Raw genomic sequence first — 13994 nt, 5'->3', positions numbered from 1 at the left:
TCTGTTAATCTTGTTATCATTTTATGGAAAAAATTCGGGCAGAACTCAGGGAAGCAGAGGAGAGATACAGGATACTGTTCGAAAATATCCCTGGTGCTACAGCGATCTACAGAGGGCCTGAAATGGAAATTGTAATGGCCAATAAAGCCATGATCGGTTTTTGGGCCAAAGACAGTTCTGTGATTGGTAAAACACTCACTCAGGCTGTGCCTGAGCTGGATGGCCAGCCTTTTATCACTTTGCTCAGGGATGTGTTTCGTACTGGTGAAACATGTTCAGCGAAAGCTGCTGCTGCAGCTATTGAAGTTGATGGTACACTGAAAACCTTTTATTTTGATTTCACCTACCGGGCTTTACGGGATTTGAATGGCGATATAGAAGGTGTCATACACTCCGCTACGGATGTTACGGAACTGGTGCTTGCCAAACAGAAGATTTCGGAATCCGAGGAAAGGCTGAATTTTTCGCTGCAGTCTGCCAGTATTGGCACCTGGAACTTTGATATGGAAAAAGACTGCCTGGTTCTGGACACCCTGGGGAAAAAGTTATTTGGCCTGGATGACGACGAAGATTTTTCATTTGAACATACACTGAAAAATGTTCATCCTGATGATGTGAGAAACGTTTATAATGTATTTATCAATTCATTTCACAGTGACGCTGAGGGAACCTGCGATGTGCGTTTCAGGGTTATTGCCCCCGATTCTGCCCTCAGATGGATACACTTCACAGGGAAAGCTTTGTATCAGGACATTAAAACGATACAGCAGTTTGCGGGTATTGTAACAGATATTACCAAAGAAACAGCTGGTATTGAGGCCCAGCGCAAACTGCAATATCAGAAAGATAGTTTTCTCAGTATCGCCAGTCATGAATTAAAAACTCCTGTAACCAGCATCAAGGCTTATGCACAATTGCTGGAGAGAATGCTCAAAAAGGAGGGAGACGTTCAAAAGGCAGATATGATGACACGTTTAACCGGGCAGGTAAACAGGCTTACTACCCTGCTTGAAGATTTGCTGGATGTCAGCAAGATCAGCAATGACAGGCTGGATTTCAAGCGCGACTACCATTCTTTTAATGAAATCGTAACTGATAATATCGGGGACATCAACTACCTGGAGAGTGGCCATGTGATCGAGACAAACCTGGCTTTCATGGGCAATATCTTTTGTGATAAGATGCGCATCAGCCAGGTAATGAATAACCTGATTTCAAACGCAATCAAGTATTCACCAGACAGGGACAGGATCATCATCACCACTGCCCAGCGTAACACAGATGTAGTTTTCTGTGTGCAGGATTTTGGGATAGGGATCAGTAAGGATAATATTGAACGTGTGTTCGACCAGTTTTACCGCGTGAGCACGGCCGAGGCTTATTCCTACCAGGGTATGGGACTGGGATTGTTTATTTCTGCTGAGATTATCAGGCAGGAAGGCGGTAGAATATGGGTAGACAGTGAAGAAAACTCAGGATCTACATTTTGTTTCTCCCTGCCCCTGGTCAACAATATCAGATAATATTAATATATTTCCGGCAGGTTAGTACCTGTTGAAAACAGCATATAATGTATAAAAAGTTTAGTTCATTAGTATGGATGGCTGCGGTTGTCCTTGTTTCCTGTCAGAATAAAAGATCAGATACCGAAACTGCAGCAGTAACGGCTGACAGTAGTAGCGTCCCTCAAATATTAAGCTACAAAGTAACTGGTACCATTCCACATGATACTGCAGCATATACCGAAGGGTTTGAGCTTAATGGCAATCAGCTGTATGAGGGTACCGGTACACTTGAAAATTCGTTTATCTCTATTGCAGATACTGCCACGGGCAAGGTTCAAAAGAAATTTCCTTTGAAAGATAAAACAATGTACGGGGAAGGGATATCTATTCTGAAAAATCAGCTCTTTCAGCTTACTTACCAAAATCATGTGGCTTATGTTTATAATTTAAATGACCTTTCCAAAAGCACTGGCACTTTTAAATGGCCTTATGAAGGCTGGGGAATGACCAATGACGGTAAAAACCTTTATGTAAGTGTGGGCAGTTCGATCATCTATAAATTGGACCCTGTTTCCTTCGCTGTAGTCGGTCAGATCCAGGTAACAGATAATCTGGGTACAGTAGATAATCTCAATGAACTTGAATTTGTAAATGGGTTTATCTATGTAAATAAATGGCAGACCACAAAGATTCTGAAAGTAGATGCCGCAACAGGACATGTTGTTGGCACGATTGATTGTTTCGGCCTGCTTTCACAGTATGCACCGGATTATACACCATTATCGGATGACAGCGTGCTCAACGGAATTGCATGGGATAAAACCAATCAGCTCTTATATGTAACCGGGAAAAACTGGCCGCTCATCTTTAAATTAAAACTGGACTAAGCGTTCAGGTCAGGCTAATTTCATGGAAAGAACCGGAAACGGTTTGCCGATGGCGTCCGTCGCGAAGCGTTCGGTTACTTCAAAACCCAGGTGCCTGTAAAAATCATATGCCTGTACATTTTGCTCGTTCACATCCACTTCTGTGATATGCAAATGCTGGTAAACGAAATTTACCAGTGCAAGCCCTATGCCCATTCCCCGGGTTTCGGGCAAAACAAAGAGCAGTCCTATCGAGGTATTGCTCACTCCAATAAATCCAAGCAAACGGCCATCCTGTTGTACGCCAAATAGCCGGAGCTCATTAAGATAGCGCCCACTGATCATGGCTTTGTAAATCTGTATGTCAGCTTCATCCAGAAAATCATGTGTGGCCCTTACAGAAGATTCCCAGACTTTTAAGATTTCGGGATAATGACCGGCATGTAATTTATTGATCGGATAGTTCTTGAACATGGGCTAAAAGCTGGTAGCTAAACCATTTATTCAATTGTTATGCCACAAGAGCCAAAAAATTAATATTTGCTTAACCTGTATCAAATCTGATGACAGTAGTTTAGTGATTATGAAAAAACTATTCATTACACTAAGCGCAGGAATCCTGTTAGCCACAACCACCTTTGCACAACAGAAATTAGATGTTCAGGGGCATCGTGGCGGTATGGGCTTAATGCCCGAAAATACAATTGCTTCCATGCTCAACGGCGTGAAGACAGGGGTTAAAACTTTGGAACTTGATGTGGTAATTTCCAGCGATGGCAAAGTTGTGGTTTCGCACGATGCTTACATGGCATCTGATTTTATGCGCAAACCGGATGGCTCTGATATTTCAAAAGAAGAGCAGATGGGTATGGCGCTGTACAAGATGACTTACGACAGCATCAGCCGCTTTGACGCGGGGAGCAAGCCGCACCCTCATTTTCCCGGTCAGGCGAAAATGAAAACCTATAAACCCCTGCTTAGCGATCTGATAGACAGTGTTGAGGCTTATGTAAAAAAGAACAGATTAAAACCTGTTTACTATAATATAGAGACCAAGATCTCCCCGGCAGGCGATGGCGTCTACAATCCCAAACCGGATGTGTTTGTCAGCACAATGATGGACGTACTGCGTACAAAAAACCTTGGCAAGCGCCTTACGATCCAGTCGTTTGATGTGAGGACACTTCAGATCCTGCACAAAACCGAACCAAAGATCAGGCTTTCACTGCTGGCTTTCGGAAAGATGGACCTCAGCTCAGAGCTGAGTAAACAGGGACTTGATTCTGCCGGTTTGAAAAAAGTTAAACAGGCCATACTGGCTTACGGCAAAGGTGGTGTGGATGCAGATCTGCAAAAGCTTGGCTTTACACCCGATATTTACAGTCCTTATTATACCTCAGTGGATAAAGAAATGGTCGCAAAAGTTCATGCAATGAAAATGCAGATCCTCCCCTGGACGGTTGATGAAGTAAAAGACATGGAGGCGCTGGCTGCGCTGGGCGTGGACGGTATCATCACCAACTATCCCGACAGGCTGGTTAAACTGTACGGAAGTTACCAAACAAAATAGAGCAATACATACACGCATACATACATACATACATGCTGATGAAATATCCCCTATAATGGGGATATTTTTGTTTTAAATTCTTCTCTATTTTTCCCGCTCTTATTAGAGGTCCCATGCTTATTTTCCTGTATACAGCATGGGATCTTCAATTCTACAGATAATCAGCACCTACATCTACCATGTGTATAAGATTACTTTTAATTGGCATTCTCTTGTGTAATAGCGCACTGGCACAAAAATTTGATCCATATTTCACAAGAATAGGAACAGATAAGGGATTGTCGCATAAAAAAATAAACTGTATCCTGCAGGACAAGCGTGGTTTTATGTGGTTTGGTACAGAGGATGGGTTGAACCGTTATGACGGAAGGTATTTCACCGTATTCCATAGTGAGCCCAACAGATCTTCTGGCCTTTCGGGGAATATCATTACAGACCTTTTTGAAGACAGAAGCGGGGTGCTCTGGATTGCCACCAGGGATGGTGGAATCACCAGGTATGACTACCGGCAGGCTCCCTCATTGCAGTTTAAACAGTACAAGCATGATATCCATAACCCAAAAAGCATTCCCGAAAATGGGATAAATAAAATAATTGAAGACCGGCAGGGCTATCTCTGGCTGGCCACCAGTGGCAACTGTTCCATACGGTTTAACAAAAAAACAGAAAAATTTGATCCTCCGCTTAATGAGGAAGGGGCAAGGTCTATACGTTCATTTGCGCTGGACGACCACGATATTCTTTGGGTTGGGAGAGAAGGCCGCGGATTGCTTAAAGTAAATACACGTACGCTGGCGTACAGGGAAGACATGCGCTATGCCGATTTATATGCCAGGCTGCCTCATAATTCCATCACCGCAATTTTCAGGGATAAAACCAATACCTTCTGGCTGGGCTCATGGGACAATAAGGTATACCGTTATCCGGCCTCAAACGGCCTGGAGCCCGGCCTTAAGCCTGAAGAACCACCAGCGGGCATCCCCGCCGACGAAATGGTTTCCTTTGCCGAGGATAACGATAACCAGGTATGGATGGCAGGCAGAAATACCGGGGTCTCCGTATATAACCGTTCAACACAACAGGTATCTCAGCTGAGGCACCGCCCTTTTGCAGAAGGCACCATCTCCAATGACCATGCAAATGTAGTTTACATAGACCGGAATGGCATCGTATGGGTGGGCACTGATAACGGATTAAATAAATACAATCCGCTTTTTTCTTCCTTTGTACAGCACTGGCTGCCAAATGAAAACAAGAAAAATATCGTTATCTACGATTTTTATAAGGATGACCAGCAAAAGTTATGGATAGGAACTAATGAAGGCATTTTTACACAGGAGGCAGGCAGCACTGATTATCAGTACAGGATGGTAGTGTATAAAAATCAAAAGTTAGCCGTTACCAAATTTTTTACAGACCAGGATAAAACCCTGTATATCGGCACAGACTACACGCTGCTGAAATATCATACCGCATCCAATACCGTTGAAGCCCTTCCCCATACGGATGAGGATCCTGTAATGAGCAAATTATTCAGCTCCAGGATAGTTTCTATTGTAAGGGACACAATAGACCGGCATCCCGTTCTGATGGTATCGCCCTATGGGCACTATCTGGCTTACTATGACCTGCAGGACAACAAGTGGATATCAAGGGCTGATCAAAGCAAAAATATCATCGGCAGGTTTGATATCAGGGATAACCTGATCAGTAAGTTATATGCTGATAAAGCGGGCAATACCTGGATGGCTACCTATAAGGCAGGTCTTGGCAGCTGGCAGCAAAGCAAGGGGCTCCGTATACAGTATTTTTCAAATGATATTAAAAACAAATATTCACTGAGCAGTAACCATGTATCAGATATTCTGGACAATGGAAAAGGAAATTTCTGGATCAGCACCTACGGCGGCGGGTTAAACTATTTTAACAGGAATACCGGTAAAATGACCCATGTCAACGCATCAGGCAACCTTATCGAAGGTATACAGGCTGATGCCGGCCATAACCTGTGGATGATCTGTAACGGTGATATCCATAAATATGAGGCAGCATCAAAAATCTATTCCAGCTATGAACTGCCCTTTCTTAAAAGTTCAGAAGGATTACGCGGGTATATCTATAAGGACAGACAGAACACCCTGTATGCTGCAGGCGTGAACTACTTTATCACTTTTAATCCTGCCAGGGTGCGCAGGATCAATCATAATCCTGAAGTCTTTTTTACAGATTTTAAAATCTTTAACAAGTCTTTCAGCCACTGGCTCAATAAGAAAAAAATTATTCTCAACTACTCACAGAATTTTTTTTCGATCGAGTTTTCTGCTCCTGAATATACGGGCGACAATGTATCTTATTCCTATATGCTGGAGGGGGCAGATAAATCCTGGATCCGTATAGGCAAACACAACGCTGCAAACTACTCCAACCTGGCCGGCGGAACGTATCGTTTCAAAGTAAGGGCAAGCAACTGGAGGGGCAATGAATTATCAAACTATAAGTCTATCATCATCATCATTACACCTCCTTTCTGGCTTACCTGGTGGTTTCCTGCGCTGATCATTTTCCTGGTATCAGCCATAGCCTACTTCTTTTACCAGTACCGTGTAAACAACCTGCTGGAGCAGCAGGCCATCAGGAATGATATTGCGCAGGACCTGCATGATCAGATTGGCTCCACCCTGAGCAGTATTTCTGTGTACAGTGAGGTAGCCCGGATTTATCAGGGACAGGAAAAAGCCAGTCAGCTCAGTAATATCCTGGAAACCATCAGTGGCACGGCCAATGAAATGATTAACGATATGGCAGATATTGTTTGGGCCATCAATCCAAAAAATGATAATCTGAACAGCATTATTTCAAGGATTGAAAACTTCGCGAGGCCACTCTGCAAAGTGAAAGATATCAATTTCATCTTTAAACATCATTCCAAAAGCCAGGAGAATGTGGCCACCACCTGGATCCGGAAAAACCTGTACCTGGTGCTAAAGGAAGCCGTTAACAATGCGATCAAACATGCAGAATGCAAAAACCTGGAAGTAGATTTAAAGGTTATCAATGATATGATTGAGGTGCAGGTCAAAGATGATGGGATCGGCTTTATATCAGATGCCGATTTCAGCGCTGATGTAACAGGATCACTCGGCGGAAATGGAATGAATAATATCAGGCTGCGTGCAGAAGAGATGAAGGCCAAACTATTTATCGATAGTAAGCCGGGTTCAGGAACAGTGATCCGGCTGCAGGTAAGGATAAAGTAGAATTGATGGTATGTTTAGATTAAATTGAAAGTTATGAGGACTCGCATTGCAATTTTTGATGATAATAAAAACGTTCGGAACAGTATAGTTCTGTTGTTGACCACAGACCCAGCATTTGAGATCGTAGGCAGTTATGGATCTGCCCAGAATTTTGTAGAAAAGGTTTTACAATCCAGGCCAGACGTCATTTTAATGGATATTGAAATGCCGGGAATTGATGAAACCGAAACCATCAGGCAAGTTAAAAAAGAAGTGCCGCATGTACAGGTACTGATACAAACAGTTTTTGAAGACGAAGACAGGATACATGAATTACTGCGTGCAGGCGCTTCGGGATATATTTTAAAAAGCGGGCTCAACCAGAGTTTGCGAACTACCATTCTGGAACTGATATCAACAGGCCACCTGTAACCGCAGCGCTTGCCCAAATCAAATTTTAAGAGCTGGCTTTACAGATGGCCTGTTAATGGATTGTTATCCTGAATGTGTTATTTAGCAGATTTATTGACGATAACGCCAACAGCCAGTTTTGCGGCAGGATTGGCAGAGAGGCTTTGTGTTCCTACAGCCCAAAGGGTAGTAAACTGTCCTTCTTCAACATTCACGTTTGGAACGGTAGCTAAAATATTATCCGTGCCGGTCTGTCTCAGTGAAAAAGTAGCTCCCGCTACCGGATCGATTTCGATAAAGGGGCTTGCCTTTTTAGGGGCTATTCCTGTAGCAGATGTTGCTACTGCTTGTCCGTTAAGCAGCAGGTCAAGGCTTCCGCCATCAGGGCTCACATTAACAAAACGGATTTTCGCCTTTTTTGCGGTCACGGTTGTAAGGTCGTCATCTATCTGAAAGCTGCCTGCAGGCTCAGTTGCCGATGCTGCTTCCAGATAAATTGATGTATTTGTTCCGGGGGCTACGGCCAGCTTGCTGGTAAGCACTACTTTATTGCTGGACTGTTCTGTAACCACAAGTTCCGGATCGTTTGCCGATACTGATACGTAATCAGTTGATTTTCTATACGCCAGTGGTGTACTGCTCAGGTCTGTACCATTTACTTTGATGATGTAATCAGGATTATCATATATACCATTGATCACTTTTACCTTCGCCTGCTGTTCCGGTCCGGAATTATCATCATCATCACTGCATGAGCTCATCATCAGCACGGCTGATAATACTGCGATACCTGCCAGATTAAACAGGGAGAGTTTGTTCTTTAAGAATTTCATAAATTTAAATTGATATTTATAATTGCGTAAAAATCCCCGGCAGTAATCCCTGGACTACCACTACGGGGATATCATGTACAAAAGAGAGATTTTCCGGATGGACAAAAAATCCCCAAATAAAGGGATATTTATCCCTTTATCCTGGAAAATCAAAAAAGGTATTAATTCCCGTCGGGTTTGGTCAGGCTGGTTTTTGGGCTTGCCGGCCAGTTAAAGGCAGCGAAGGGGTCAGGATGTGCCGGGTCAAAAGCGGGCAGCTCATAAAGATATCCTGCAAGCCCTGGCAGGCTGTTTTTTATCCCCTGTACAACGATCTTCGCAATCTCATATGCCCCATAGGGATTAAAATGGGTATTGTCGTTCAGATTTTGCTCAGGGTAGATAACGAATGCTTTTTTAGATTCCTCAGGCCCAAGAGCCTCATAGAGTGTTGTGGTCAGCGCGGTCAGGTCTATCAGAGGAAGCCCTTCTTCCTGTGCAACCTTTCTGGCTGCATCGGGATAATCCCCATGAGAATTTTCCATCTGCCCTGCGCTGTTAAAGGACCTGCGTGCGGTAGGGGTCAGGATCACCAGATGTGCGTTTTTGCTCTTTATTTTTTTTGCAAATATGTGCAGGCGCTCTGTATAAGATTTATAAGGGCCATCTTCAGGGCCTTTTTCCTTTTCATCGTTATGGCCAAACTCTGCAAATACATAATCACCGGGCTTGATTACGCTCAGGATCTTCTCCAGCCGTTTACTGCCAATAAAGCTGCCCAGGGATAACCCTGATTCGGCATGATTGGCAATGGCTATTCCCGGTTTAAAAAAGCGGGGGACCATCTGTCCCCATGAGGCCCAGGGTTCTTCATCCTGGTTTACCACGGTAGAATTGCCTGCCAGGAAAACAGTTACCTGATCTTCGGTTTTGCGGATTACGATTGATTGTATAACGGTTTGAAGGTCAAATTCCAGCGTAAGCTTATCATCCCAGTCGAGCTTTGTCAGCTCGCGGGGCTTCAGCTTTACCTGTCCGCCGCCTGTGATGTTGCGGTCTTTGATATTTACGATAAATGTTTTGGTAATAAACTTTCCCGGGGCAGTGGATACGTTTTCCAGCATCAGGCGGCGTGATTCTGCTTTTACGGTACTAAGGGCCGCGCGTGTGGGGCTCCCCAGTTTTACCGTAACACTGTAGTTTCCTTCGGGCAGCCGGACAGAAAAGTAAAATGGCTGGGCGCCCGGCCGGGTGCCAAAATCAAATCCGTATCCTTTTGCGGCAGCGTAGCTGTCTGAAGGATCCACCCTTATAGTTCCGTTGCTGATCCTGTCCCTGCCAAAGTTATAGCTAAAGGATGTTTGCTTTTGTGCTGCAGCATTTTCCTGCCCCCTGCCAGATAAGGGCTTAAGGGAAAACAGCATACACAGGATCAACAGAGAATTCTTCATAACATGTGGTTCAGAAACCGGAGGCCTTGTTATCCGGAGGTTCAGTTCATATCATTAGCGCCGATCAATCGAAACTGATCAGTGAACGTTGATTAATCAGTGCTCAACTGTATCACCGTATCATAGGGAGCATCTTTAACTCCATCTAAATAAATGAATACACCTTCTTCCTGTTGTTTATACTTAACTGCTGTTTTTGTGCCGAGCAGCATAGCTTTGTTAAGTTTTTCCTTTAGTTTGGGAATAAAAATATAATTCTCCTTTGGCCATACCAGGATGTGCGCATAAACGGTTTTGTTTTTATGAGTGATTACGCCCCAGGGCTGAGGGGCAACAAGATTTCCCCTTGTACCATACACACTTTCGCCATTCTTTTGTAACCATTTTCCTACAACAGCCATTGTATCCGTAAATTCTTGCTGTATCTTACCATTTGGCATCGGGCCGATATTCAGCAGGAAATTTGCATTTCGGCCAGCAGCGCCAACCAGGTAATCAATAATTTCTTTTGGAGTTTTATATTTATTGTCAGAGAGGCTAAAGCCCCAGCTGCCGTTAATTGTTTCACAGGTTTCCAGCGGCAGGTCGCCGATTTTGGCCTCTCCGCTAAAGCCGGTGAGGTTATTTCCCGGAAGGTCTTTTTCAAAGAGCTGAAAATCTTCTCCTGGTTTTGGGGCAAGATGGTGGTTGTTCCCTACCAGGATTGCCGGGTTGAGCTTGTGGATCAATCCATAGATCTCGTCATAATGCCAGTTTACCGTTTTACGTTCCCAATGACCGTCAAACCAGATCCCCTTTACTCCCGGGTATTTTGTAATCAGCTCGGTAAGCTGCTTTTTCATGAAACTGATATAGCTGTCCCAGTTGCCATTTAGAGGCTTGCCATCTTCAATTCGGCTGCCATAGGCATAATCCGCCCGTCCCCAGTCGAGCAGAGAATAGTAGAAATGAAGCTCTATGCCTTCCTTTTTACATTCCTTGGCCAGCTCCATCATCGGATCTTTGTGATAAGGCGTAGCATCTACAATATTATAGGCTGACTGTTTGGTGCCGAACATGCTAAAGCCGTCATGGTGCCTTGACGTAACGGTAATATATTTCATGCCAGCATTTTTCGCAAACATTACCCAGTCGTGCGCACTAAAAGCCTGCGGGTTAAAAAAGTCTGCCAGCCGCTTATAGTTGTCATACGAAATATGGTCGTTGTTCATTACCCACTCGCCTCTGCCCAGCTCACTGTAAATCCCCCAATGGATAAACAGGCCAAATTTCAGGTCCTGAAATGTTTTTCTGGCAGCCAGGTTACTTGCGCTTGGGGTATAGGTTTGTGCCTTTGTCTGCGCAGCAAGGGCCATGCAAAGGGCAATGATCATAGATAATTTCTTCATTCGTATTTGGTTGATCCTTTATTTCAAAAATAATATAAATTGACGATAGAAAGGGGTCTGTATTTTACTTTTTGCAGTCCCTGCTCAATCATACAGTTACGGTGATTCAGGTGCCACAATACGGCTGCCTGTTGTGAAACAATACGCCTCGCTCAATATACTTCAAAAACTCTTTCGAAGATGCTTAAAACCGGGCTGTTTACACGGTATAAAGAACTGCATTTCAAATTGTTTAGAATTATTATGAATAATTCTATATTTATTAAGAATAATTCTGAATAGAATGCTAGCTTTGCGTCACAAAATAGATTATGAATACAACTATACCTGATCAGCACAAATACAGTAACTCTTTACTTTTGTTGTTGGCGATATTATCAGTTTTCCTACCACCAAAAGTTTACAGTCAGAATAAGCAGGTTTACATCATCGGTAAAGTTTCATCTAGGAATGGAGATGCAGTTACCGCTGCACAAATAACACTTAAAGGGACATCTTACAGAACGGATGCAGCAGCAGACGGTACTTTCAGCTTGGCAGCCCCGGCAGGGCAATATACTTTGCAGATCAGCCGTGTTGGTTTTCATACGTACAGCACTAAGATTGAAGTAAGTGCAGGCAGCGACCTCAGGCTGAGTGATATTGTACTTTCACAGAGTACCGATATGGATGAAGTAAGCATCAGGGAAAAAACAAAAACTCAGAAGGTTAATGATCAGGGATTTAACGTTACCGCTATTGACGCCAAAACATTACATAACCAGGGCGGTGATATCAACCAGGTCCTGAACACCGTAAGCGGGGTAAGGATCAGGGAAACAGGAGGACTGGGATCTAATTTCAACTTTTCACTAAACGGATTTAGCGGTAAGCAGGTGAAGTTTTTCCTGGACGGCATCCCGATGGATAACTTTGGATCATCTCTTACACTTAATAACTTCCCTGCGAACATGGCAGAACGGATTGAGGTTTATAAAGGGGTGCTCCCGGTAGGACTTGGTACGGATGCCCTCGCAGGGGCAGTCAATATTATCACACGTACAAATGCAAATTTCCTCGATGCATCCTATAGTTACGGTTCTTTCAATACCCACAGAGCGTCATTAAATGCGGCTTATACCAATGCTAAAAGTGGTTTTACCCTCAGGGCCAATGGATTTTACAACTTCTCAAATAATGATTACAAAGTAAACGTACCTATCCGCGATGCGAATGGTAATGAGATCTCAAGAGCAAATGTGAAAAGGTTTCATGACGATTATGAATCCGGAACAATGCAAATTGAGGCAGGTATTGCAGGCAAGAAATATGCTGACAGGTTATTGTTCGGTTTACTGGTGTCAGGTAATGATAAAGATCAGCAAACCGGGGTAAGCAGCATGGACCGTCCTTTTGGAGCAATTACTTCAAACTCGCAATCTTATATCCCAACCTTAAAATACGCAAAGAAAGATCTGTTTTTGCCGGGACTTGATGTGAGTTTATACGCAGCCTACAACATTACAAGCTTCCAGCAGATTGATACGGCTTCAAGGGTCTATAACTGGCTGGGCGAATACTATCCAAGCAGTATTGGCGGAGAATTGACAAGAACGAGGAACAAGATCAAAAACAAAGAATTACTCACTACGCTTAACCTCAACTACCGCCTCGCTGAACGCCAGGTTATCTCCCTCAACTACGTTTACACGAATTATAAAAGAACCGGCTTCGACCCTGAAGATCCCGGGAAAATTGCCAACCAGTTTCCTACCAATGCCACAAAGAACGTACTTGGTGCTTCCTGGAACTATGAAATTAAAAATAAGTTTACCACGTCGGTATTCGCAAAGTTGTATAATTATGATGCAAACTCGTTTGAGACAACCGGAACTTTTACCAACGGTGGTGTAGTCAATTCTGCATTAAATAAAAGTGCAACAAATTTTGGCGCAGGCTTTGCCTCTGCTTATTACCTGCGATCAGACCTGCTGGCAAAACTTTCATTTGAACATGCTTACCGCCTGCCGGAGCCTGATGAATTATTTGGGGACGGATTGTTTATCCTCAAAAACCCAAGCCTTAAGCCTGAGAAAAGTGAAAACTTTAACGCGGGACTGAGATATACTTTGCCTACTTCCAAAGATCACCGTATCAGTATTGAACCGGGATTCATCTACAGGGCAACGTCAGACTTCATCAGGGTTCCTGCTTCAGCCAGTTCGCCAACTTCTTCCTTTATCAATACAGGTAATGTCCGCACAGTTGGTATAGATGGCGAAGTAAAATATGACTATAAAGGACTGATACATGCTTCGGCAAATATCACCTGGCAAAAAATAACAGATCAGACTGATTCTATTGCTACCAGTGGCTTTACCGGTGGAAACACGGCCAACATTTTGAAAGGCTTCAGAATGCCAAACATCCCGTACCTGTTTGGAAACTTTAATCTGGGCACACAAATTTCGGGCATACAGAAAGATGCGGTGCTATCATTCAACTACAGCCTCAGCTATGTGAAAAACTATTATCTCAGCGCTACTGAAATAGGTACACTGGCAGCAAAGACAGATATTATCCCAACACAGGTTGCCCATAACATCTATATCAATTACGGTATGGCAAAGGGGAAATATAACATTAACCTGGAATGCAGGAACATCTTTGACAACGAGCTCTTTGACTCGTACCGTATGCAAAAACCGGGCAGGGCCTTTTATGTCAAATTACGCTATTTCATCAGTAAATAATAATCAACATCATTCACAACAGA

Annotated in this window: 10 protein-coding genes; 6 read left to right on the top strand and 4 right to left on the bottom strand. The window is 43.6% G+C overall.

Annotated features, from left to right (window positions below):
* The first annotated feature begins 23 nt into the window (after positions 1-23).
* Positions 24-1523 (top strand): sensor histidine kinase, encoded by a 1500-nt coding sequence (locus FN831_RS19660; protein ID WP_142529901.1) that lies wholly within the window; start codon positions 24-26, stop codon positions 1521-1523.
* Between the two features lie 47 nt (positions 1524-1570).
* Entirely contained in the window at positions 1571-2392 is an 822-nt protein-coding gene (locus FN831_RS19655; protein WP_142529900.1) for a glutaminyl-peptide cyclotransferase, read from the top strand.
* Between the two features lie 9 nt (positions 2393-2401).
* On the opposite strand, the gene FN831_RS19650 is transcribed toward FN831_RS19655, so the two are convergent.
* Positions 2402-2845: a GNAT family N-acetyltransferase gene (locus tag FN831_RS19650; protein ID WP_142529899.1), complete on the bottom strand. Its 444-nt coding sequence runs from the start codon at positions 2843-2845 to the stop codon at positions 2402-2404.
* Between the two features lie 109 nt (positions 2846-2954).
* On the opposite strand from FN831_RS19650, the gene FN831_RS19645 reads away from it, so the two are divergent.
* From FN831_RS19645 to FN831_RS19635, 3 genes are all read left to right on the top strand, one after another.
* Entirely contained in the window at positions 2955-3941 is a 987-nt protein-coding gene (locus tag FN831_RS19645; RefSeq protein WP_142529898.1) for a glycerophosphodiester phosphodiesterase family protein, read from the top strand.
* 212 nt (positions 3942-4153) lie between these two features.
* The gene (locus tag FN831_RS19640; protein WP_221931359.1) at positions 4154-7198 is read left to right on the top strand and encodes a ligand-binding sensor domain-containing protein; all 3045 of its coding nucleotides are present in this window, start codon (positions 4154-4156) and stop codon (positions 7196-7198) included.
* Positions 7199-7231: 33 nt separating this feature from the next.
* Positions 7232-7609, top strand: a complete 378-nt coding sequence (locus FN831_RS19635) for a response regulator (protein ID WP_142529897.1) — start codon at positions 7232-7234, stop codon at positions 7607-7609.
* 77 nt (positions 7610-7686) lie between these two features.
* Here the strand turns inward: FN831_RS19635 and FN831_RS19630 are convergent, their stop codons facing one another.
* The 3 genes from FN831_RS19630 to FN831_RS19620 form a co-directional block, all read right to left on the bottom strand.
* Entirely contained in the window at positions 7687-8421 is a 735-nt protein-coding gene (locus tag FN831_RS19630) for a DUF4397 domain-containing protein (RefSeq protein WP_142529896.1), read from the bottom strand.
* A 161-nt stretch (positions 8422-8582) separates the two neighbouring features.
* Entirely contained in the window at positions 8583-9851 is a 1269-nt protein-coding gene (locus FN831_RS19625; protein WP_185960549.1) for a rhamnogalacturonan acetylesterase, read from the bottom strand.
* A gap of 92 nt (positions 9852-9943) precedes the next feature.
* Positions 9944-11239 (bottom strand): alpha-L-fucosidase, encoded by a 1296-nt coding sequence (locus tag FN831_RS19620; RefSeq protein ID WP_142529895.1) that lies wholly within the window; start codon positions 11237-11239, stop codon positions 9944-9946.
* A 311-nt stretch (positions 11240-11550) separates the two neighbouring features.
* Here FN831_RS19620 and FN831_RS19615 point away from each other — a divergent pair, with 311 nt between their 5' ends.
* Positions 11551-13971: a TonB-dependent receptor domain-containing protein gene (locus tag FN831_RS19615; RefSeq protein ID WP_142529894.1), complete on the top strand. Its 2421-nt coding sequence runs from the start codon at positions 11551-11553 to the stop codon at positions 13969-13971.
* Positions 13972-13994 lie beyond the last annotated feature (23 nt).

Source organism: Pedobacter westerhofensis (assembly GCF_900182595.1).
In the GTDB taxonomy this organism is placed as follows: Bacteria; Bacteroidota; Bacteroidia; order Sphingobacteriales; family Sphingobacteriaceae; genus Pedobacter; species Pedobacter westerhofensis.
This window is presented reverse-complemented; position numbering and strand designations above follow the sequence as displayed.